The organism is Comamonas sp. F1-6, assembly GCF_039581415.1.
In the GTDB taxonomy this organism is placed as follows: Bacteria; Pseudomonadota; Gammaproteobacteria; order Burkholderiales; family Burkholderiaceae_C; genus Comamonas; species Comamonas thiooxydans.
Genome location: NZ_JBCPWN010000020.1, coordinates 59514 through 80181, shown reverse-complemented (window position 1 = coordinate 80181; position 20668 = coordinate 59514). Strand labels below are relative to the sequence as shown.

Annotated in this window: 20 protein-coding genes and 1 pseudogene; 12 read left to right on the top strand and 9 right to left on the bottom strand. The window is 56.5% G+C overall.

From position 1 onward, the window contains the following. The first annotated feature begins 21 nt into the window (after nt 1-21). The 6 genes from AAIL66_RS18690 (at nt 22) to AAIL66_RS18665 (ending at nt 6231) form a co-directional block, all read left to right on the top strand. Nucleotides 22-237, top strand: coding sequence for a DUF2191 domain-containing protein (locus AAIL66_RS18690; protein ID WP_034371179.1), 216 nt, complete (start codon nt 22-24; stop codon nt 235-237). Further along, a complete protein-coding gene (locus AAIL66_RS18685; protein WP_343497424.1) occupies nt 237-623 on the top strand; it encodes a PIN domain-containing protein in 387 nt (128 codons plus the stop codon). Before AAIL66_RS18690 ends, AAIL66_RS18685 begins: the two co-directional genes overlap by 1 nt. 190 nt (nt 624-813) lie before the next feature. Beyond that, nucleotides 814-1614: a translesion DNA synthesis-associated protein ImuA gene (gene imuA, locus AAIL66_RS18680; protein ID WP_343497423.1), complete on the top strand. Its 801-nt coding sequence runs from the start codon at nt 814-816 to the stop codon at nt 1612-1614. Then, the gene (locus AAIL66_RS18675; protein WP_343497422.1) at nt 1559-2869 is read left to right on the top strand and encodes a DNA polymerase Y family protein; all 1311 of its coding nucleotides are present in this window, start codon (nt 1559-1561) and stop codon (nt 2867-2869) included. The genes imuA and AAIL66_RS18675 overlap by 56 nt, the downstream gene beginning before the upstream one ends. A gap of 15 nt (nt 2870-2884) precedes the next feature. Then, nucleotides 2885-5998, top strand: a complete 3114-nt coding sequence (locus AAIL66_RS18670) for an error-prone DNA polymerase (protein ID WP_343497421.1) — start codon at nt 2885-2887, stop codon at nt 5996-5998. Nucleotides 5999-6021: 23 nt separating this feature from the next. Next, nucleotides 6022-6231 carry a hypothetical protein gene (locus tag AAIL66_RS18665; RefSeq protein WP_343497420.1) on the top strand — a complete coding sequence of 70 codons (210 nt, stop codon included), beginning with the start codon at nt 6022-6024 and terminating at the stop codon, nt 6229-6231. Between the two features lie 201 nt (nt 6232-6432). On the opposite strand, the gene AAIL66_RS18660 is transcribed toward AAIL66_RS18665, so the two are convergent. Both AAIL66_RS18660 and AAIL66_RS18655 read right to left on the bottom strand, forming a co-directional pair. Next, nucleotides 6433-6618, bottom strand: coding sequence for a hypothetical protein (locus tag AAIL66_RS18660; RefSeq protein ID WP_177341058.1), 186 nt, complete (start codon nt 6616-6618; stop codon nt 6433-6435). A 5-nt stretch (nt 6619-6623) separates the two neighbouring features. Beyond that, complete coding sequence (locus tag AAIL66_RS18655; protein ID WP_343497418.1) at nt 6624-7535, bottom strand: LysR family transcriptional regulator; 912 nt, start codon at nt 7533-7535, stop codon at nt 6624-6626. A gap of 110 nt (nt 7536-7645) precedes the next feature. On the opposite strand from AAIL66_RS18655, the gene AAIL66_RS18650 reads away from it, so the two are divergent. Beyond that, nucleotides 7646-8245, top strand: a complete 600-nt coding sequence (locus AAIL66_RS18650; RefSeq protein ID WP_343497417.1) for an NAD(P)H-dependent oxidoreductase — start codon at nt 7646-7648, stop codon at nt 8243-8245. A 306-nt stretch (nt 8246-8551) separates the two neighbouring features. Here AAIL66_RS18650 and AAIL66_RS18645 read toward each other — a convergent pair whose 3' ends face one another. After that, nucleotides 8552-8842, bottom strand: a complete 291-nt coding sequence (locus AAIL66_RS18645) for a hypothetical protein (protein WP_055477413.1) — start codon at nt 8840-8842, stop codon at nt 8552-8554. Nucleotides 8843-9154: 312 nt separating this feature from the next. Here AAIL66_RS18645 and AAIL66_RS18640 point away from each other — a divergent pair, with 312 nt between their 5' ends. Genes AAIL66_RS18640 through AAIL66_RS18625 form a run of 4 tightly spaced genes read left to right on the top strand, consistent with a single transcriptional unit; the run spans nt 9155 to nt 14577 of the window. Further along, nucleotides 9155-9949 (top strand): hypothetical protein, encoded by a 795-nt coding sequence (locus AAIL66_RS18640; protein WP_343497416.1) that lies wholly within the window; start codon nt 9155-9157, stop codon nt 9947-9949. Then, nucleotides 9942-11879, top strand: a complete 1938-nt coding sequence (locus AAIL66_RS18635) for a hypothetical protein (RefSeq protein ID WP_059441484.1) — start codon at nt 9942-9944, stop codon at nt 11877-11879. The genes AAIL66_RS18640 and AAIL66_RS18635 overlap by 8 nt, the downstream gene beginning before the upstream one ends. Before the next feature lie 21 nt (nt 11880-11900). Continuing rightward, the gene (locus AAIL66_RS18630) at nt 11901-13007 is read left to right on the top strand and encodes an ATP-binding protein (protein WP_169749772.1); all 1107 of its coding nucleotides are present in this window, start codon (nt 11901-11903) and stop codon (nt 13005-13007) included. Then, the gene (locus AAIL66_RS18625; RefSeq protein WP_343497415.1) at nt 13000-14577 is read left to right on the top strand and encodes a hypothetical protein; all 1578 of its coding nucleotides are present in this window, start codon (nt 13000-13002) and stop codon (nt 14575-14577) included. The genes AAIL66_RS18630 and AAIL66_RS18625 overlap by 8 nt, the downstream gene beginning before the upstream one ends. A gap of 355 nt (nt 14578-14932) precedes the next feature. Here AAIL66_RS18625 and AAIL66_RS18620 read toward each other — a convergent pair whose 3' ends face one another. The 4 genes from AAIL66_RS18620 to AAIL66_RS18605 all read right to left on the bottom strand — a co-directional run bounded on the left by AAIL66_RS18620 (nt 14933) and on the right by AAIL66_RS18605 (nt 17940). Further along, nucleotides 14933-15055, bottom strand: coding sequence for a hypothetical protein (locus AAIL66_RS18620; RefSeq protein ID WP_274522632.1), 123 nt, complete (start codon nt 15053-15055; stop codon nt 14933-14935). A 136-nt stretch (nt 15056-15191) separates the two neighbouring features. Continuing rightward, entirely contained in the window at nt 15192-16163 is a 972-nt protein-coding gene (locus AAIL66_RS18615) for a tripartite tricarboxylate transporter substrate binding protein (protein ID WP_343497414.1), read from the bottom strand. Between the two features lie 31 nt (nt 16164-16194). Continuing rightward, nucleotides 16195-16557, bottom strand: a complete 363-nt coding sequence (locus AAIL66_RS18610; protein WP_343497413.1) for a hypothetical protein — start codon at nt 16555-16557, stop codon at nt 16195-16197. Between the two features lie 3 nt (nt 16558-16560). Continuing rightward, a complete protein-coding gene (locus AAIL66_RS18605; protein ID WP_059441052.1) occupies nt 16561-17940 on the bottom strand; it encodes an acyclic terpene utilization AtuA family protein in 1380 nt (459 codons plus the stop codon). Between the two features lie 80 nt (nt 17941-18020). Here AAIL66_RS18605 and AAIL66_RS18600 point away from each other — a divergent pair, with 80 nt between their 5' ends. Then, nucleotides 18021-18911: a LysR family transcriptional regulator gene (locus AAIL66_RS18600; RefSeq protein WP_343497412.1), complete on the top strand. Its 891-nt coding sequence runs from the start codon at nt 18021-18023 to the stop codon at nt 18909-18911. 113 nt (nt 18912-19024) lie between these two features. Here AAIL66_RS18600 and AAIL66_RS18595 read toward each other — a convergent pair. Continuing rightward, a pseudogene (locus AAIL66_RS18595) lies at nt 19025-19300 on the bottom strand (bifunctional aspartate transaminase/aspartate 4-decarboxylase); the annotation flags it as partial. Nucleotides 19301-19426: 126 nt separating this feature from the next. Further along, complete coding sequence (locus tag AAIL66_RS18590; RefSeq protein ID WP_343497411.1) at nt 19427-20410, bottom strand: DNA-binding protein; 984 nt, start codon at nt 20408-20410, stop codon at nt 19427-19429. Nucleotides 20411-20668 lie beyond the last annotated feature (258 nt).

Here is a 20668-nt window from a genome sequence, read left to right as displayed (position 1 = left end):
TTTGATGCTAAAGGAGTAGCCATGAGATCGACCTTTACGATCGACGACGAAGTCGTGAACCGTGCCCGTGCTGTTGCAGCGCCTGGTATTGCTGTGCCTGAACTGGTACGCCTGGCGCTTGAAACCTTCACTCGCGTCGAGGCAGGCAAGCGCTTGGCTGCCCTGGGCGGAAGCGCGCCAGACATGCCTGATGTGCCACGCCGTGGCAGCGCGGCAGATGCCGAAGGCTCTCGCTGATGCCGGTGTCCGTTCTAGTCGATACATCGGTGTGGGTGAGGCATTTTCGGGAGGCCGACATCCACCTGCAGGAGCTCTTGGTGCAAGACAGCGTGCTGATGCATCCTATGGTGCATGCAGAGTTGGCCTGCGGCACGCCGCCAGCGCCGCGTGCCGATACGCTCGCAGCTCTGGCCATGCTGCGGCCGAGCCAGGAAGCTTCAATTCTTGAGACTTTGGCCTTCCTTGAGAAGAACAAGCTATTCGGTAAGGGCTGCGGCTTGGTAGATCTATCGCTGCTGGCCTCGACGCTAATCACACCGGGCGCTTTGCTTTGGACTGCAGATCGACGCCTTGCAGAGTTGGCCGCTCAGCTTGGCGTGGCATATGCCATACCAACGCATTGAGAGTCTCGAAAGCCCTTCTTGGGCTCTCGGATTAGCAGACGCCGCACCTTGCCGCGTCCTGAAGTCGCGCCAACCGCATTAAGACCAGAAGTGCTGCTACTCAATCCGCAGCATTGGCTAAATACCGTCAGCGCCATGGCACTAATCAGCTTTCAGGCTTTTATACTGTACATCCATACAGTTAAAAGCCATGAATGCCGCAACCCACTCCATCACACACGATCCCGGTGACTATGACCGCTGGCATCTGCCGTCGCATCTTGCGCAGGCGGTTTGGCGCGGCACAGAGGTAGCAAGGTCGACCGGCAGAGCTTTCCCTACTGGCTTTACGGAGCTCAATGCCGCGTTGCCCGGTGGAGGCTGGCCGACTCATGGCTTGAGCGAGTTGTTGCTGCCCCAGGCCGCGCTGTGTGAATGGCGGTTGCTCGGGCCAGCCTTGCCTGAGTTGCTGGCGGACAAGGGTAGTCGGGTCTATCTGGTTGCTCCTCCGAAGACGCCACTCGCAATGGGCCTTGCTCAGCTCGGCCTTGCCCCAGAGCAACTTGTCTGGATTGATGCCAAGGGGTCGGCTGAACGGCTGTGGGCCGCAGAGCAACTCATTAAATCTGAGCCAGACGGTGCTGTGATTGCCTGGCTTCCTCAAGCAAGACAGGACCAGATCCGCCGCCTGCAGGTTCACGCGCATGCATGCGATGCACCTGTGTTCTTGATTCGTCCCGAGTCAGCCCTACGAGACGCCTCGCCGGCACCGCTACGACTCTCTGTATCTCTCGGCCAGGGCTGGGACATTGATGTGCAGATCCGTAAACGCCGGGGTGGTGCTGCCGTCGAAGTAATGCATCTGAATGCCGTTCCGGGCAATCTGAACTCCATCATTCCACCTCGTATGCGCAACCTTGGCATTCCAGTGCCAAGCATTCCACAGGAGGTGCACCATGCATTGGGCAGCTCTCATACCCATATCGCTTCCAAGCTCCGCATCGCCCATTGAGCTGCAGTCGTTGGCGGTCTGGGCTTTGCAGTTCACGCCGCGTGTGGCCATGGTCGAAGAGGGCGTACTGCTGGAGGTCGATGCAAGCATGCGGCTATTCGGCGGCACAGCGGCGTTGCATTCGCTGGTGGAGACTGGGGCGCAAGAACTCGGAGCCAGCGTTGCATGGGCACCGACGGGCCTTGCAGCGCTTGCGTTGGCACGACAAGGTGTGAGCGATGGGTTCCACGAGCCGTTGGTGCGCCTGCTCGATAGGCTGTTGCTGGAGCGAATTACCGCAGTGGCCAAGCATCAGCCTACCCTGGCGAGGGTTGGATGCAGAACCCTTGGCCAAGTGCGTGCGCTGCCGCGTGGCGGCATCGTGCGTCGCTTCGACAAAGAGCTTCTTGAAGCAATGGATCGCGCATACGGCCTGCGGCCAGAGGCTTACGCCTGGGCGACAGTGCCTGAGACCTTTCGAGCGCGACTGGAGCTCATGTGTCGCGTGGATCTGGCGCCTGCCATGCTTTTCGGGGCGCGGCGGCTGCTTCTGCAGATGGCGGGCTGGCTCAAAGCTCGTCAGCTGGGAGCTACTGCGTTCACGTTGCGGTGGTGTCATGACGACATGCGTGCTCGCGATGCCGGTACCGGAGGTGAACTGACCATCCGTACAGCGGAGCCAACACAGAACGTCGAGCACTTCGCTCGGCTGCTCGGCGAGCATCTGGCCAAGGTCGAGCTGCTCGCACCAGCTGGTGAGCTGGAGATCCTGGCTACCGAGGTGCAGCCCATTGTTGAGGAAAGCCGCTCGCTGATCCCGGAGGTTGCAAATAGAGCTCAATCCACCAAGTTGGCCCTGGAGCGAATCCAGGCACGGCTGGGCGATGGCGCGGTGCGTCGGCCACAGCTGACGGCCGATCACCGTCTCGAATGGATGCAGGAGTGGGGCTTGACCGAAGCTCGCCGAGCTTCCAGGTCCGACCTCGTGCACGAGCTGCCGCTTCCCAGCTGGGTACTGGACAAGCCCATACGCCTGATAGAGCGCGCCAATCGCCCGATCTATCAAGGGACCCTGCAGCTGCTGCTTGGTCCTGATCGAGTCGAGGGCGGCTGGTGGCATCGTGGGCATGAAGAGGGAAATGGCGAAGAAATCCCATTGAACGTGCAGCGTGACTACTGGGTTGCCCGCAGCGAGCATGCAGGTCTGCTCTGGATCTTCCAGGCACGCCTCGCTGGCGACCAAACCGCCTGGTTCCTGCACGGGCACTACGCCTGAGAGAGTGCGACCGTCATGGAAAACGTCCTGCCTGCCTATGCGGAGCTGCGGTGCATCTCCAATTTCACCTTCCTGCGTGGGGCCAGCCGACCGGAGGAGCTCGTAGAGCGTGCCCAGGAGCTCGGCTACAGCGCCCTGGCCATTACAGACGAGTGTTCGATGGCTGGTGTGGTGCGCGCACACGTTGCAGCCAAACAAGCGGGCTTGAAGCTGCTGCTGGGCGCACAGTTCAGCATCCAGCCGCGTGATAGCAGCGAGGCACGATTCACCCTGGTGGCACTGGCCCAGAATCTCAACGGCTACGGCAATCTGTGCCAGTTCATCACCAAGCTGCGCCGCTCTTCCGAAAAGGGGACATATCGGCTTAATCTCGATGAGATCGATGGGAAGGAGCTTCGCGACAACCTGGTGCTGCTGTGTCCAGAGCGCTGCGCGACAGACCCACAGCTGGCCGCCATGGGCGGCTGGGCTTTGACACATTTCACGGGCCGCTGCTGGATCGGCGTGGATCTGGTGCGCCGGCTGGATGATGAGCTGTGGCTGCATCGTATGCGGGAGCTGTCCGATTTGACCGCATTGCCGCTCGTGGCCGTGGGCGACGTGCACATGCATGTGCGCTCGCGCAAGCCCCTGCAGGACGTGCTGACGGCCACACGCGTCGGCAAGCCGCTCACTGAATGCGGCTACGCGCTCCAGCGCAGCGCAGAGCGGCACTTGCGAAGTCGGTTGCGGCTGGCCCAGACATTCCCCGCCGAGCTGCTAGCGCAAACGCTGAGGGTCGCTGAGCGCTGCAAATTCAGTCTGGACGAGCTGCGCTACCAATATCCTGATGAAGTCGTCCCTGCAGGGCACACGGCAGCCAGCTATTTGCGCCAGGCGACATATGAAGGAGCAGGGCGGCGCTGGCCAGGCGGCATCCCAGAGAAGGTACAGCACCAGATCGAGCACGAGCTGGAGTTGATCTGCGAGCTGAAATATGAACCGTATTTCCTCACGGTCTATGACATCGTGGCCTTTGCCCGGTCGCGCAACATTCTCTGTCAAGGCCGGGGCTCCGCAGCCAACAGCGTGGTCTGCTACTGCCTGGGCGTGACGGAGGTAGATCCCGCGCGCATGTCCGTGCTCTTCGAGCGTTTCATCAGCCGGGAGCGCAACGAGCCACCCGACATCGACATCGACTTCGAGCACCAGCGCCGGGAAGAAGTCATTCAGTACCTGTACCAGAAGTACGGCCGCGACCGCGCTGCGCTGACGGCTGCCGTCATTTCCTATCGGCCTCGATCCGCCATCCGCGATGTGGGCAAGGCCTTGGGCTTCGAGCTCGAAGTGGTCGACGCCATTGCCAAGGGGCAACAGTGGTTTGACGGCCGCAGCATTCGTCAGGAGCGTTTCGATGAGCTCGGCATGGACACGAGCTCGCTGGCCGTGCAGCAGCTCATCACGTTGACGGAGCAGCTGATCGGCTTCCCACGGCATCTTTCCCAGCACACCGGCGGCTTCGTGCTCACGCGAGATCTGCTGTGCAGGATGGTTCCGGTAGAAAACGCCTCAATGCCGGATCGCACAGTGATCGAATGGGACAAGGATGATCTGGATGCCGCAGGCCTGCTCAAGGTTGATGTGCTGGCCTTGGGCATGCTGTCGGCTATCCGCCGAGCTTTGGAGTTCATCAGCCGGCGCCGTGGGTTCAATTTTTCGATGCAGGACATTCCTGCAGAGGACAAGGCCACCTACGACATGATTTGCCGTGCAGACACGGTTGGCGTGTTCCAGATCGAGAGCCGTGCGCAGATGACGATGCTGCCACGCTTAAAACCCAGGCGCTTCTACGACCTGGTGATCGAGGTGGCCATCGTGCGGCCTGGCCCGATTCAGGGAGGCATGGTGCACCCGTATTTGCGCCGACGCCAGGGGATCGACCCCGTGAGCTACCCAAGCGAAGCGTTAAAGGAGGCCTTGGGCCGTACCTTGGGCGTGCCCGTGTTTCAGGAACAGGTCATGCAGGTTGCCATGCTCGCGGCCGGCTTCACTGCGGGCGAGGCCGATGGCCTGCGCCGAGCCATGGCGGCCTGGAAGCGCAAGGGCGGGCTAGAGAGGTATTACGACAAAATCGTTCAGGGCATGACCTCACGGGGCTATGAGCGAGAGTTTGCCGAGCAGATTTTTGAGCAAATCAAAGGTTTTAGCGAGTATGGCTTCCCTGAAAGCCACGCGGCCAGCTTCGCTCTGCTGGTCTATGCCAGCTGCTGGATCAAGCGCCATGAGCCTGCCGCCTTCCTTGCGGCCATGCTCAACAGTCAGCCGCTGGGGTTCTATTCCGCCAGCCAGCTGGTCCAGGACGCGCGCCGCCACGGCGTCGAAGTACGGCCCGTCGACGTGATGCACAGCGAGGTGGACTGTACGCTCGAAGACATCGACACCAAACCAGCTGTACGGCTGGGCCTGCGCCTTATCTCCAGCCTGCGCAGCAGCAGCGCGCAGCGCATTGCGGAAGAGCGTCATCGAGCGCCCTTCGACACTGCAGAGCAACTTGCCATGCGTGTGCGTCTCCAGCAGCACGAGATGAAGGTTCTAGCTGCTGCGGGTGCACTGGCCACGCTATCTGGGCACCGTCGCCAACAGGTTTGGGATGCCGCAGCCATGCACGCCGCGCCCGAGCTGCTGGAGGTGGCCACCGTTGACGAAGCTTTCCTTGAACTGCCGGCAGCCCCAGAAGGAGAGGAGGTGCTATGGGACTTCGCTTCGACTGGCTTGACGCTGCGCAGTCACCCCATGCGCCTTCTGCGGCCGCGGCTAAACCAGTACAAGCTCAAGACTTCCAGGCAGCTGCGCACGGTCGTCAGCGGCGAGCGGGTACGGACTGCCGGCATCGTGACGCTGCGGCAACAGCCAGGCACGGCCAACGGCACGGTTTTTGTCTCGCTGGAAGACGAGGAGGGCAGCACACAGGTCATTGTCTGGCGCGACGTGCGGGATGAGCAGCGCCAGGTGTTGCTAGGGTCACGCCTTCTGGCAGTCGAAGGGCGTTGGCAGCGCCAAGGTCAAGTGTGCAACCTTATAGCGGAGCGGCTGGCGGACCTATCCCACCTCTTGGGCCGACTTTCCACGGAAAGCCGAGAATTCAAATGAGGATGGTGCATGATTGGCAACCTATGAAATTCAAAGCAAATACAAGCGAAATCGCGCCATCAGCGGTACTTCGCTACGGGACCTGGTTGGGTTACTTAGAAAATATGGATCTGCCTCTAACACCGGAAAACTACCAGATCACTCAAGTGGCCGACGAACGATGGAGCGTCACCGATCTAGCCGGTAAACAGGTCTACCTTGGTATTGGGCCTGTGGAACTGGTGGCGGCCTAGAAGGTACCTGGGTATCGAAGTCGACGATGCCCTTGAGATCTCCGAACAGACGGAGATTTGAAGTTGCCGCTGGCGGCCACCCTGGAAACTGCGGCAGGGTGGCCGTCTTCAACGGCAGCAATGTAGCGCTGGGCCAAACTGGTACTCTCGGCCAAGAGCAGCCAGCGGTTGGGATGACAAGCGGTCGCTCAACGCTCAGTTTCAGCCGCAGACCCGCCGAAAGCGAAGCTGCCTTTGCTCTGTTAATTCATCCAGTTTGTCCAAGATCGTCTGCATCACACAGGGCTGCCCGATGTTGCCAAACGTAATGTAGACCACACCATGCAGCATGGCCATATCTTGCGCTTGCGTTCTAAATTGGCGAATCAATGATTCCAGAACGAGCAAGAAACCTATCTTTCAGCCACTGCCAGGCGCTGTGGCAGCTTCTTCACTAGTTCATCCACCGCCAGCCGCGTCTTCAACGGAAGATGCACGGTGTACGGCCACAGCGCATTGATCACATAGGACACGCTGAGTTGGCCCGGCAGCAATTCACGCAACTCGCCGCTGTCCAGGTGCTTGCGCGCCAGCCAGGATGGCAGCCAGGCAATGCCGAAGCCCGCAATCGCGGCGTCGGTGATGGCACGTAGGTCATCCATCAGAAAACGGGCCTTGGGTCGGATGGCCTTCACCTGCCCATCGAGCAGCACCTGCCAGTCATACACCCGTCCCTGGCGGGTATAGGCCAGCCCGTCGTGCTGTTGCAAGTCGTGCAACGTGGCGGGTTCGCTATGACCTTGCAGATAGGACGGTGAAGCACAAAACACCATATGGTGCTCGCCCAGCCGACGGGCCGCGAGATCGCCGCTGTCTGGCGGCACGCCGTTACGGATGACCAGGTCTAGACCCTCTTCCACCAGGTCCACCATGCGATCGCAGAAGTACAACTCCAGCGTCAACCCCGGATGCTCTCTCGCCAGCTCAAGCAGGATGGGCGCGATGTACAAATGCCCGAACAGCACCGGCATGGAAACCCTCAGCCGGCCGTTGACATGGCCCTTGCCGCTTTCCAGTGCCGCCTCGCCGGTACGCACTGCCTCTAGCGCTCGCAGGCAGTGGTCGTAGAACAGCGAGCCCTCCTCGGTGAGACTCTGGCTGCGCGTGGTGCGGTGAAACAGCAGCACGCCCAGGCGCTGCTCCAGGCGGGCCACGCTCTTGCAGACCGCAGAGCGGGTGATGTGCAGCCCCTGGGCCGCCTGGGCAAAGCTACCGGCTTCGACCACAGCCACGAAAACATCAATGCCACTCAAGCTACTAGCCATACATTGCATCCTTTTTGGAAACAATAATAGGAAATACTATCACCACCAAAGACAAAAATTGCTTGATAAGCTTGATGCATTGATAAAACTTCTCTGCATGGAGCACTTCCGTGAGCAAAATTCTCGTTCTTCAGTCCAGTATCAACGGCACCCATTCCAGGACCAACCACCTTATCGACAGCTTCCTAGCCGAGCGCAAGGCCCGTGGCCATGTCGATGAAGTAGTGGTGCGCGACCTGCCCGGCATGAACCTGCCTGTGCTGGACGACGAGCTGTTCAATGCCCTGCGAGGTGCCGAAAACTCCAGCCAGCGTATTCAACAAGGGGTGGCTCTGTCCGACCAGCTCATCGCCGAACTCAAGTCCAGCGACCTGCTGCTGATCGGCGCTCCCATGTACAACCTGAACGTGCCGACAGCACTGAAGAACTGGTTCGACCTGGTGGCCCGCGCCCGCGAGACCTTCCGCTACACAGAAACCTATCCGATGGGTCTGGTGGAAGGCGTCAGCGCCGTAGTCTTCAGCTCGCGCGGCGGCATTCACCTGGGGCAGATGACCGACGCCGTCACGCCCTATCTGCGCTCGGTGCTCGGCCTCATGGGCATCAACGAGGTGGAATTCGTCTACGCGGAAGGCATGGACATCCGCCCGCATGGCTTAGAACAAGGCATGGCTAACGCCCATGCGCAGATCGCCGAACTTACGGCCTGAGCGAAACCCTCAACACCGACGCAAACAAAAAGCAATCTATCGGAGTGCTTTTTCACAGCAACGTGCGATAGTCACCCGACGCTACACAGCAGGCGTAGACAAGCAAAGCTCAAACGACAGCAACGGGTCGCATGCTGCCGCTGTTCAGCTCAAGCATGCGGTCACCTCCAAGCGGAATGGAGGACAACGATCGCCAGCACCCGTAGCCTAGAGATTTCCACCCAGAAGTGACCCACTAGCCCCCGGCGGGTCAGTTTTGCGTGGAAATTAACATCGCAAAGTCGTTTCGCATTGGCTATATGTGTGTCAGGCGCAAGCACCGAAAGCCTCTTCCCAGGAAGGGGATGCACAACATCCTCGCACCAGCGTGTCCTTGTAAAGGGCGTTGGCGGTTTGGAGACTCACCCCCACTTCCCTAGCACATCGGATGATGAGGCTAGGCTCAATTTCATTGAAGAAAAAGGCAAGAATTGCATTTGCTTCTAGGTTTGACGCCGACAGTCTCCCATGCCTGAACGATGCGGCAACATCCTCCTCACTGACGATCTTGCCGTAGGGGACATTCATATGGTTTGCGATTAGCGAGGCTGCGCTCATATAGATCGACTCCTATCTACCACCGATTTTAACGACATTCGAATCGCCCCGGCCTTGACTGTCACCTCCATGGACAGAGTCTGATACGAGCCCTTGCCGGAGCCAAGAGGCGTTAACGCTCCAAGCATTCCAGATCAACCAAGCCTGTGACTGTCACGAGGTTTGCCGTGACAGAAAAGACGATGAGACCGATCAGTACGGTAAATATTTTTATCCAGCAAGGTGACCATGATTAAGGCACGAAAAAATGAAGGGTAGGGCACCATCGTAAATCTATGGAAATAGAATTTACCCTGGAAAACAAATGATTACTTGAATTTTCTGTTTTTTCAGGCATCAATAATGTCTCCATTTCAAAAAAGGGTCCAGCTGATGCTGGCGAATGTTATGGATGCTTCCTTAGCAAACACCATCAAAGGGCATGCTCCTTTGCGTGCTAGTCAAACGCTTCGCTCTGCACTAAGGATGCGAGGAAAGAGTGTCGGCAGCATCACATATTTCTACAGTGCAAAGAACGACCAGGACGTTGTCTTTAGCAGTGATTTGGAATTCGCGCATGGTTTGTTGCTTGAAGCAGACGAGACCGTCAAGAGTTACGACGTCGATCCCGATCGAGTGATTGCCTTCATTGAAGGCAAGGGATATCTTGGGTCCAAACCCGATGCGATCGTAAAGCTCTGGTCAGGGCGAACACGCTATGTTGAAGTGAAGTATTTGGAGGATCAACGCCGCAAGCGCGCAGTGCTTCAGGCCGAAATCCAAAAGCGTGTCGCCGACTCGGTGAATGCAGACTGGTGCTGGTTCAGCGAAAAAGACGTGCAAGCTAAAAATAGATTGCTCCACGACTGGTTGCACATCGCACCGGTTCTCGCTCAGTCGAGGGTAGAAGTGAAATCCCGTTGGGAGCACCTCATGAAATGGGTGCTTGAGGCAAGCCGCGAAGCAACCACACTTGGTAATCTGAAAAGATGCACTCACGATCCATGGGAACTTGTGTTTTCAACGACAGTCCTGCTTGTACAGCTTGGCAAACTGCGCAGCGACTTGGAAATTCGACCGCTAAGTGCAGAAACGATGATCGCACCTCGAGATGTTATCTATGCCTAATCGCAAAATCGCCCCCGAGCTTTTGGATTATTCGCAGTGGCCGGGTGTGAATGTGCTGTTGCTGTCTGAATCAGAAGCGATTCGATTCAATCGTCTCGAAGCGGCCGTGAAGGCGGCGTGCGATGGTGTCAAGAGTGCAGAGATAAACCGCCAATTCGGAATCAAACGAAGCCTGCTTCATTACTATCTTGTGAAATGCACTTCAGAGCATAGTGACGGTCGCGCGAAGGGATTCCGCGCATTGGTGCCTGAAACCAAGCGAGACGGCTACGTTCGAAGCCTCGAACCCCAGCCAGGCATCGATGGTTCTGGTTTAGCAGGCGCATTTACTTATTTGTTGAATCAATATCCCTCCGTAAAAGATTGGCTGATCCACCGGCTAAAGCCGGATGACGGAACCAAAATTCAGTCCGCAGGGCTAAATTCTTCGGCTATTCACCAGGAGTTCCTCACCAAGCTGCGCAAGGCCGGGCATTGCCCTGACCAATATCCATTCACGACGTCTCGCCACGGTTACGAGGCGCTTTGTGCGTATATCAAAAAGCGCATAAACGGCGGCGATGACCACGCAGCAAGGTCAAAATTTGGCGATCAAGCAACTGAAGGTCTTAGCCGTAATTCAGGCAAGATAGCCATCTTCAGACCGTTGGTTGCCTACGAGCGCACAGCCTATGATGAATACCAATTTCCGGATATTTCAACGATAACCATAGAAATAGCAGATGAGGAAATTGAAGTACCGCTCAAACGCGGATATTTTTGTCCGATCGTCGATTTCAAAACAACGGCCATACTGGGTTACTCTTGGTCTATCGCTAATCGTTTTCGCACCCTTGATTTTTTGCAGGCATTCGAATTCGCGATTCACCCGCCACCATGCATAGAGCACGAAGCCTTTATAGATCTCGCACAACTTCCAGACGAAGGGTTCCCGGCAGCTGTAATTCCAGCTGCCAACGGACGGCGTGTGTGTTCCCTCTGCGTCGACAACCACTTAACTCATTTAGCGAACGCTGTGGTTACAGACTTTCGAAAACGCACGGGTGTCACCATCAGTTATGGCAAGGTCCATAGCTGGATTGAGCGGAATGTGGTTGAAGGAATCTTCGCGGAGTTTCAGAATGCGCTCAAACGAATTTCATCAACCACGGGAAGCGGGCCGAACGATCCAGTGGTGCGCGATCCAGTGGAGAAGGCGGTCCGTTACAAGATTCGTGCTGCTGACATCAAGGCGCTGCTCGACAAACTTGTCACAAGACACAACGCACGCAGAATGCACGCACTCATGATGGCGACCCCGAACGAAGCCATCGCTGCAGACTGGGCGGAAAGTAGCCGTCTCCAAATCGTCCCACGCTACCCAACCTGCTTTGTGAGCAACCCATGTATCGCAGTCGAGGTCGAATGGCCAACGGTGCGCGGCATTCGAGCAAAGGGCCGTACCCCGTACATCCAGCTTGACGAAGTCCAGTACACAAACGATATCCTGAGGCAGAGTTGGAGCTTGGTTGGTCAGAAGCTGATGGTGCAAATCCGAGGCGACTACCGCACCGTGCATGCTTTTCGCGCGGATGGAACAGAATTTGGAATTCTTCACGTGAGCGGTGTTTGGGCACTTTCCCCCCACACCCGCGAGACTCGCAAGGAAATCAACAGGCTTTACCGCAATGGCGTGTTCATCGATCGATCGCTTGACCCCGTCGCGCATTACCAGCGGTATCTCGCCGGAATCGTGCTAAAGAAGACCCGTGGGAAGAAGCATCCAAAAATCACGCGGGAAGCCGGAAAACTCGCTCGAACGATGGACGTGCCAGGAAGCGTCAACGATCCTGCCGAATATCGGTACGTTTACAAAGCATCTTCTCCGCCCGAGCCTACGACGGTGAAGCCGCGCGGTCGGCGTGCATTCTTCTCGCCATCACCGCGATAAGCGCTTGCGATGGAGCCGACAATGCGAGCAAGTACTGCGAAGTCCCCGGGCTCTAACGGAACGCGGCATAGTCAAGAAACTGCGAAAAATAGCCAGAGATGCGACATCGAAGAGGCTGTCGCTGAAATTGAGCAGCTCCGACAGGAAAGATTTTCCTCCGCAAATCTTGACGCGGACAACTCTCGACGAATGCTCGCAGCTTCTCATCCCATGCTTGAGCAGTGCTACTTCATCGAGACCGACGGGACGAGCGCGTTCTATGAGATCGTCTGCGATCATGCGATAGCTCGCAAGAGCGGCCTATACATAACTGGTGAATTTCGTGTGGGCAAGACCACCTCAATAGAAAACACCATGTTACGGCTCAAGGAGGACATGCCATGGCTCGCCGTCTTGTATCACTCTGCAAAGCGACAGCATGGTCAATCCAAGAAAGCCCTGTGCGACGACATGCTTCGATCCTTCAGGTGCCCAACCTCAACTTATCAGAATTCAGCCGATCTCCTTGCACGATTCTTGATGGCCCAGGCGGTTCAAGCGGGCAGTAAATCCTGTCTCCTTTTTGTTGACGAAGCACAAATGTTGACGGTCATGCAAATGCGGTACCTGCTCGAAATCTGGAATGAAATGCGTCAAGAGGGAATCATCCTCGTTACTGTTATGGTGGGGCAGGAGGGGCTTAACTCTCTCAAGAAATTAACTTCCGAAGAAGACCATGGAGCCGTCGTTGCCCGATTTTTTGTAAAAAAATATGTGCTTGGAGGTTTGCACACCGTAAAGGATTTGAAAAATTACTTGGCAGCATACGATACGAAACTAACCTTCCCGGTTGGCTCAAACTGGTCGTACTCACGCTTCTTCTGCAAGAAGGCATTTGACGCTGGTTGGAGATTGGAAAGTGAAGCTGATCGTCTCTGGAAATCTTTAATTAAATGCAGTAGGGCCGAGTCAAATATGCTCCTTTATGCCGGCTTCCGGCTGGCATTCGTGAACGATTCAATCCATTCCTTTTTGCTCGATGCGATGGTGATAGATAAAGGATCTTTCAAGGGCTCAGACGGACTCTGGGGGGAAGCCACGTCGGCTGCAGCGGAAGGCGATCTTTTCATCGGAGATGGTAATGGTTGAGCTTCCGTGGAGCATGACCTGGGTCGTCAAGGGCTGCGCCAAGTATGAAAGCGACTGGATTGCGTTGCATCGATTCCTTTGGATGAATGCCATCAGCGGGCAAGACCTCTGGCGCGCATTGACGGGTCGAAAAAAGCGGGATGTTTCACTGCCTTCTAGCAGAACTTTTCCGGCTCAATACATAGAGCTGATCACGGAAATAAGCGTTACGAGCGATTTTGCGAAACACTTTCACGCTCGGTCACTAAGCAACTGTTTTGGTCCGAACAGTGGCAGGGAAATGTTGGCTGTAAAAGGTATCCGCTTTTGCCCGTCATGCCTTCGGGAATGTTTCCACTCCCCGCTCTTTCAACTCGAAACCGTCAGGAAATGCCCTGTTCATGGGTGTGAGCTACTAGATGCTTGCGAGCACTGTGGTGCAAAAATCGGGATGCCCGAATTTGAACCGCGGTGGTTCGATTTTCCCCTCGCGTGCCAGCACTGTCACCAGCCTTTTTGCGGCTCACACTTTGCAGACAAAGCATTGGGGGGCTTTGTTGCGGGCGAAGAGACGTTCATGAGCATCGAAGAGTGGCTGCAACAACTTCGATCAGTGCAGTTTCTACGCACCGCTGAATTGGGAGGAGAACCGTGGAGCCCGCGTGACTATAAGACCATATGCGACTGCCTAGTGTACCTAGCCACCGACGCCTCGAAAGCCGAGTCATGGCTGGACATCAATTTCCCGTGCACGGTCAGTAACATCCACAATGAGGAAGAGCGCTCCGGGACGTGGGTGTTCGCCCGGCAGAATCGATACGTCCCGCTGAACCATGACTTGGATGCCGCTTGCGGAATCGCCAAATCTGTCAATCGTTACCTGTCGAGGCGGGTAAAGGCGATTTGCGGGCATCGCAGAACGGCGCACTTGCCTTGGCAAAATGCGCTACGCCCTTTTCAGCCTGTGCAGCCGATACTGATTATGTCTCCGGGTGATTGCCCCTGTTGCGCTCTCCTCGATCAATGGCGAGCTTACGCGGGCAAATTGATTGCGCTCCGAAACCTCGCCCGCCACTTTGGAAAGCCTGTCTATGAGGTGGGCCTAAACGACTTCAGGATACCTTTTTCGCTTGAGCCAACAGTATGTGCCGAGGCGCTGATTTCCTCCTTTACCTGGTTCACGAACTCTTTAACTAGGCTGCTGCTGCAGATCTCAGGGCAGGGGACTCAGCTGTGGTACGCCGAGGAGGACAGGCTTTGTGAATTCATGTGCCAGAGCAAGGCGCTCTCCCTAGACGTATATCGCTTCGATATACGCCCACACTGGTACGTGATCTCAGTGCAGGGGGAGGAGGTTGGTCTCGCGTATTCGCTCCGACATGCGTTCGATTCGCTTCGTGCATGCCAAGCCCTGTATCACAAAGGCAGCCTTTGGCAGGTCGATGGATTTGAAACACACCGTCGCTCTCTCAGAATCCGCGATGACGATTGGTATGTCTCGATGTCCGAGTACTTACATACTAGGCAAAGGTCTCATTCGTGGGCATCCATTCCAACGCCGATCCCCGCAATATACGGGTTCGAGGAGTGACCCGTTGTGCCGAAGCCCTGCAATTCATCGGTTAGTAGCGGCGGAGCTCCTGCAGTCAATACCATCTACGTTGGAGCCACTCTGCACTTAAATTTTTGAATGTAAGCCCACGCAGTGGGATTTTGTCTGTCCTTGACTCCTCCGGTGTTGCCAAGTAGTAGTGTCATCGACCGATGACCAATGACCGTCGAGTGCAAAAGCTAAAGATCGCTAGGCTGCATCGATAGCTAGTGACTTTGTGTTGTTGTACAACGTTTTACCTCGCGTTTGTATAACGATTTACCTCACCCACCTAAGGGCGTACTGCTACAACTAGCCTAGCATTTGTGATTAAACATAATATACATCGTATCTACTAAAGAAGAAGTACGGACTGCGGCGTCACGACCGTGATACCCGCCTCCAGCTTGCTCAAAACTTCCGCGCCATGTATAGAAGCCTGGGCATGGATCTGCATGGCTGCGCGCAGTTTCTTCATGTGTCGGCCAGGACTGTACATAACTGGGAGTCCGGCAAGCATGACTCCCGTATGCAACGTACAGGCTGAGGCGCCTGCTCAGTCGTATGAAGCTATTCGCACGTTATAGCGGCCAGGATGTTGGGCTGCCTCTGCTTTATTCAGGGGTAATGCCTGCAGCCTTGATGACCTGTCCCCACTTGGTGGTTTCGGCGGCTTGGAATTTTGCCAACTCCGAGGCTGAGGTGGTCCAGGCTTCGGAGCCGGACATATTGAAGAAGGACTTCGCCGCAGCACTGTTCACGGCTTTGGCCAGCAATTGGTTGAGTCTGCCCGCCACAGGTGCTGGTGTATTGGCGGGTGTGTAAGCGGCAAACCAGTAGCCCATGTCATAGCCTTTGACACCGGCTTCCGAGATGGTCGGAACCTCCGGCAGTTGCGCGCTGCGCTTCTGGGTGGAGTATCCCAATGGGCGCAACTTGCCGGCCTTGATCTGAGGAACGCCCGTCGAGACGTCTGTAATCATCAGGTTTATTTGCCCTCCAAGAAGGTCCGTGAGGGCAAGCGGATTGCTCTTGTAGGGAACGTGAAGGATATCGACGCCAGCGAGCTGCTTCAGCATTTCTCCTGCGACTCTGCTTGAAGAGCTGCCACTGCCGAAACTCAGCTTGCCGGGATTGGCTTTGGCGTAGCTCAGCAGCTCGCCCACGGACTGATATGGCGAAGTCGCACGGACGACCAGAACCTGCCCACCTTTGCCCAGACCTGTGATGGGGGTGAAATCCTTGACAGGGTCATAGGAGAGTTTTTTGTATAAATGTTCGTTGGCCGCATGCGTCGTATTGGTCGTGATGAGCACGGTGTAGCCGTCAGGCGCGGCCTTGGCCACTGCTTGAGCTGCAATCATGCCACTGGCACCGCCTTTGTTTTCCACCACGACCGGCTGCTTGGTTTGCTCGGAAACTGCTTGCCCTATGGCGCGCGCAAGCTGGTCTGTGGCACTGCCGGCGGCAAACGGAACGACAAAGGTAATAGGCTTGTTTGGATATTCGCCCTGTGCAAAGGCCAAGGGGCTGAGCGCCAGGCTTGTACCGCATGCAAGAACGGTTCGTCGTGTCAGAAATTTCATGGTTTGTCTCCTAGTGGTTGTTGTAGAAAATTCAGGCTTTCGGACCGGCCAGCAGCGACTCGAGGCGGCATGGAATCACGACAGGCATTTCAAGCACCCTGAAGCACAGCGTTTTTCCATGGCTGTCCAGGTTCAGCGAGTCATTGACCCCCCCATCAAGCACGTTGTCGAGCACCAGATTCATGGCCTGAAGCTTGGGTAGCAGGTATCGCCGAACAGTACTTGGCTTGCGGTCTGCAAACAGACGCATCACGGCTTGTTCTGTGACTTGTTCGCAGACCACTTCCCACAACTCCGGATGCCATGCAATGACGCTGATGTTGGAGCGGTTACCTTTGTCACCTGTGCGCCCATGCGCAACTCGGTAAAGGGGAACGGTAAGGCTTGAGTTCATGGCTTACTCCTGATGTGACTTGGTCCAGTGGAAGCCAGTCGTAATCTGTTGCTGAGGTACCAGGCACGACACCATTCCCAGGCGCTGGCGCATATGGGTGCGAACGCCCCCTCCCCCCGCCGGGCCGCAGCAATACAAGGCGTTTATTTCGCGTGGCAGACGCGCTGCGACTGCATGGTCGGCATGCTGCCAGGCCATGCGAAGCCGAACATCCCGGGATTCGCTGGCAATGCTTGCTTCAGTCAGCCAGTCGCTGGTGTCGTTTCCCCAGACGCTGGTTACGCCGATCAGGTCTGTTCTAAGGGGCGCAATGTTCGCCAGGCGTCTGGATATGGTCTGGGCGGCTAGACGCGCGCGCTCTTGCGCTCTTGGGCCCGCGTAGGAAATCTCTCCCTCGGCAAACCACCCTGACTCAAAGCAGACATTGACTTTGAGCATCTCCGGCCTCGGGTGACCAATGACGCCTTCCAGGCGCACCCGGTCAGGCCCGACCGAAATTACTTCTGCCTGAGTGATGTCGGCAACAACGTCTGGCGTGAGGTAGCAGGCAGGGTCATGGATTTCGTAGAGCAGTTGCTCCTTGACCGTAGCTGCAGTGATGCACCCCCCGGTCAGAGATGGCTTGAAGATCGTGCTGTTGCCCGCGCTGTCGATTTCGGCAATGGGATACCCCAGGCGGTCCATGTCCGGTACATCTTTGTACCCGGGGTCTGCGAAATAGCCGCCAGAGACCTGGGTTCCACATTCCAGCAGATGCCCAGTCATCGTGGCTCGGGCTAGGCGATTCCAGTCATCCCAGGCCCAGCCGAAGTGGGCCATGGCAGGCCCCACCACAAGGGAGGGGTCGGAGACGCGGCCGCACACCACAATGTCTGCACCTGCCAGCAATGCCTCGGCAATAGGCCGTGCACCTATATAGGCATTGGCGCTCACCAGTTGCTGGTCTGGCATGTCCGAGCCCATAGCTTTTTCGAGCAACTGGTAATGCGCGGGTCCGCTGAGGTCATCCCCATGAACCACCGCTATTTGGGGTGGGCGCGTTCCGAGCTCCTTGGCCAATGCAGCGATGGCTCGGGCTGCACCTTGTGGGTTGGCCGCACCAAAGTTGCTAACGATTCGAATGCCATGCACGAGGCAGTCGGCGAGCACGGGTCGGAGAAACTCCACCATGAGAGGTTCATAGCCTGCATCGGGATTCTGACGACGAGCAAGCTGTGCCAGTGCCAGAGTGCGCTCGGCAAGCGTTTCAAAGATCAGAAAGGCAGGCTTGTTTTGCCGAGCCAGCTCCTGCACGACGGGTTGCGCTGCATCAATTCGATCGCCGGAAAAGCCTGCTGCACATCCGATGAGCAATGACGTTGTTTCGTTCTGCACTCTTGTCATGAAACCTCCTGTTGCCCACTATAGGAAAACCGCTATAAGCTGTGAAATCGATTATTGATATCAATTAATCCGCATTTCAAATGAATCTAACGTCGCGCGATGTGCAGGCATTCCTGGTACTGACCAAACAAAAGAACTTCACCCAAGCTGCCAGCATGTGTCACCTGTCACAACCGGCTTTCAGTGCGCTCATCCGCTCCTTGGAGCAAACGGTAGGTCTCAAGCTTTTCGACCGCAGCACAAGACACGTGGTGCTTACCCGTGAAGGGGAGCGATTTCTGCAGTCTGCGGAGCGCCTCGCCGCAGAGTTCGCTGCCTGCGAAAGAGCGATGCGTAATACAGCACAACTGGCCCTGGGACATGTATCAGTTGCATTGCTGCCATCCCTTGCCGCAGGCTGGCTTCCTGAAGTACTGAAGGTGTACACGGCCCGGCATCCGGGAGTTCAGCTGGGTGTGTTGGACGTGCTGTCCGAGCCCTGCATTGCTGCCGTGGCCAATGGAGAGGCGGATTTTGCGCTGGCTGCCATACGCGTTGATACACCCGACCTGAAGGCAGAGCCGTTTTGCAGTGACGGCTTCTATATGGTGTGCCCTAGCGAGCATCCATTGGCGGACAAGGTCTCGCTGTCACTGGAGGATCTGACTTCCTGGCCGTTCATCCACCTGGCACGCCACAGCAGCGTTCGTCAGTATCTGGATGCCGCCTTTTTTCCTCGAAAAATGCAGACTTTCGTTGAAGTTGAGCAATTGGCCACCGTGATGGGACTGGTGCAAGCCGGACTAGGCATCACCGTAGCTCCCGCGCTGAGCCTATTTCACTTTGATAAGCCTGGGCTGGTGGCGCGGCACTTGCTGTTGCCGGGTATGGACCGGCAGATCTATATGGTCCGGAAGCGAGAGCGCAGCCTTTCATTGGTGGCTGAAGCACTTTATCGATTGATGCAGGACATGGCTCCTTCAAACGCTTGACTTGGAGACCGCCGTGAACAGTCACTCAGCAGCTTTGTGCTTGTACACGCTGGCCTCATAGCAAGCCACTCTCGTTTGCGCGCCGCAGACGTCCATTATCAGCCAATAGATCAGATCGCCCTCACCCCAATCAAGGTGTAGTAATCGACCGCATTTTCATCTCTTTGCGGAGGTGTTCCCAACTCACGATACAGCGTTGCTTCACGACGTCGTATCAGTTGCTTGAGCGTGTGCTTGTACTCGTCTGCCTCTTCCATCAGCGCAAACAGCGAGAACAAGGCCATTTGCACCTGCTGTGGCGTGGACAGCCCGGCCGTGTGGTTCAAGACAACAGCGCGGATGTCGGCAACCAGGCGATCTATGAATTTCAATGAACGCACCAAAATACTCAGGACTCTACAGTTAGGCTTGGCATTGATCGCCAATATTGACAAGCCACCGGCAGAAGCCGGCGGTCAAGTCTGTGGCGCCGAGACTGAGCTGAGTTCAGCTGCAGCCTAAGTTGCCGGATCCGGTTAGCGCAAGGTTCTTCGGTTAATGGAGCGCCGGGTTGCCGCCAGATTGCTTCGACGCGCCAGGGGTTGGACCACATTTGGATCCGCTACATTGGCTGCTGCCGCCAGTCTTTGCTGCGCCTCCAGCAGGTTCTTGAGATCGGCAGCACGCTCCTGTGCCAATGCTGCCGAGTTCTGTGCGGTCTGCAACTGGGCATGCAGATTCAGGATCTCCTGCTCGGATTGTTCAAAGCGAGTTTGCAGCTCTTGATAGCGAGAGTCCGCCTTGCGCTCCTGGTCCTGCAGGCTTTTTCTCGCTGCCGTGAGTTCCTGCCGCGCACGATCAACCTCGTTGAGCATATGGCGCTCGTTGCCCGCGTACTGTTCGGCCATGCGCTGGCGCTCGGCGGCGGCCGACTGAATTTCCTCGCTGTGTTTTTGCTGCTGCAATTCACGCTGGCGTACGGCATTGCTCAGCTCATCACGTAGTTCTTCCAGGCGCTGATCGCGCTCCTGTAGCGTCTGCTGCATTTCGTCAAGACGCCGGGCCAAGTCTTGGGCGTGATTTTGAGCTGCCTGCAGGGCTTGATTCAGCGCATCTTTTTGCGCTTCCATGGTGGCCTGGCGCTGCGCGAGTTGCTCCTGTTGCGCCACAAATGCCTGCTCTGCAGCTTTCAAAGCGTGTTCACGAAGATCCAAAGCCTTGCTGGCTGCGGCTTTCGCCTCTTCCTGTGCCGTATTCCAGAGCTCTTCCGCTAGACGCTGCACAGGGTCCGGCACCGATTGCAACACGGAGGGGTCCTGCTCTCCCGCCACGCCCAGACGACGGCCCAGCGTTGCAAACCAGGTCTCCAGCATGGGACTGACCGTATTGGGAGAGCCTCGCCCTATCTGCTGACGCACCCGCTCTATGGTCGGACGCAGCCCCTGGGCAATCAAAGCATCCGCTGCAGCCCAGACATCGGACTCCTGAACACCTCTTGACGTAGTTTTGCTTGTATTCATATCTATTCTTCAAATAACTAACGATAAGTGATTGTTATCGCGATCTATACTTTGCATACGTAATACACAATACATTTTACGTATTAAATATTACGTATGAAATTTTCATACAGATGACAACATACATTACCTCGTTTTCAGCATCTGAATTTGTAGATAGGGGGAGTTTTCCATTGAGCGAGAGAGATTTCTTTGATTCGTCTACATACTCGCCGCCGTATCGCTGGCGCAGCTGCTTGCGACGCTCCTGCGTTTCAC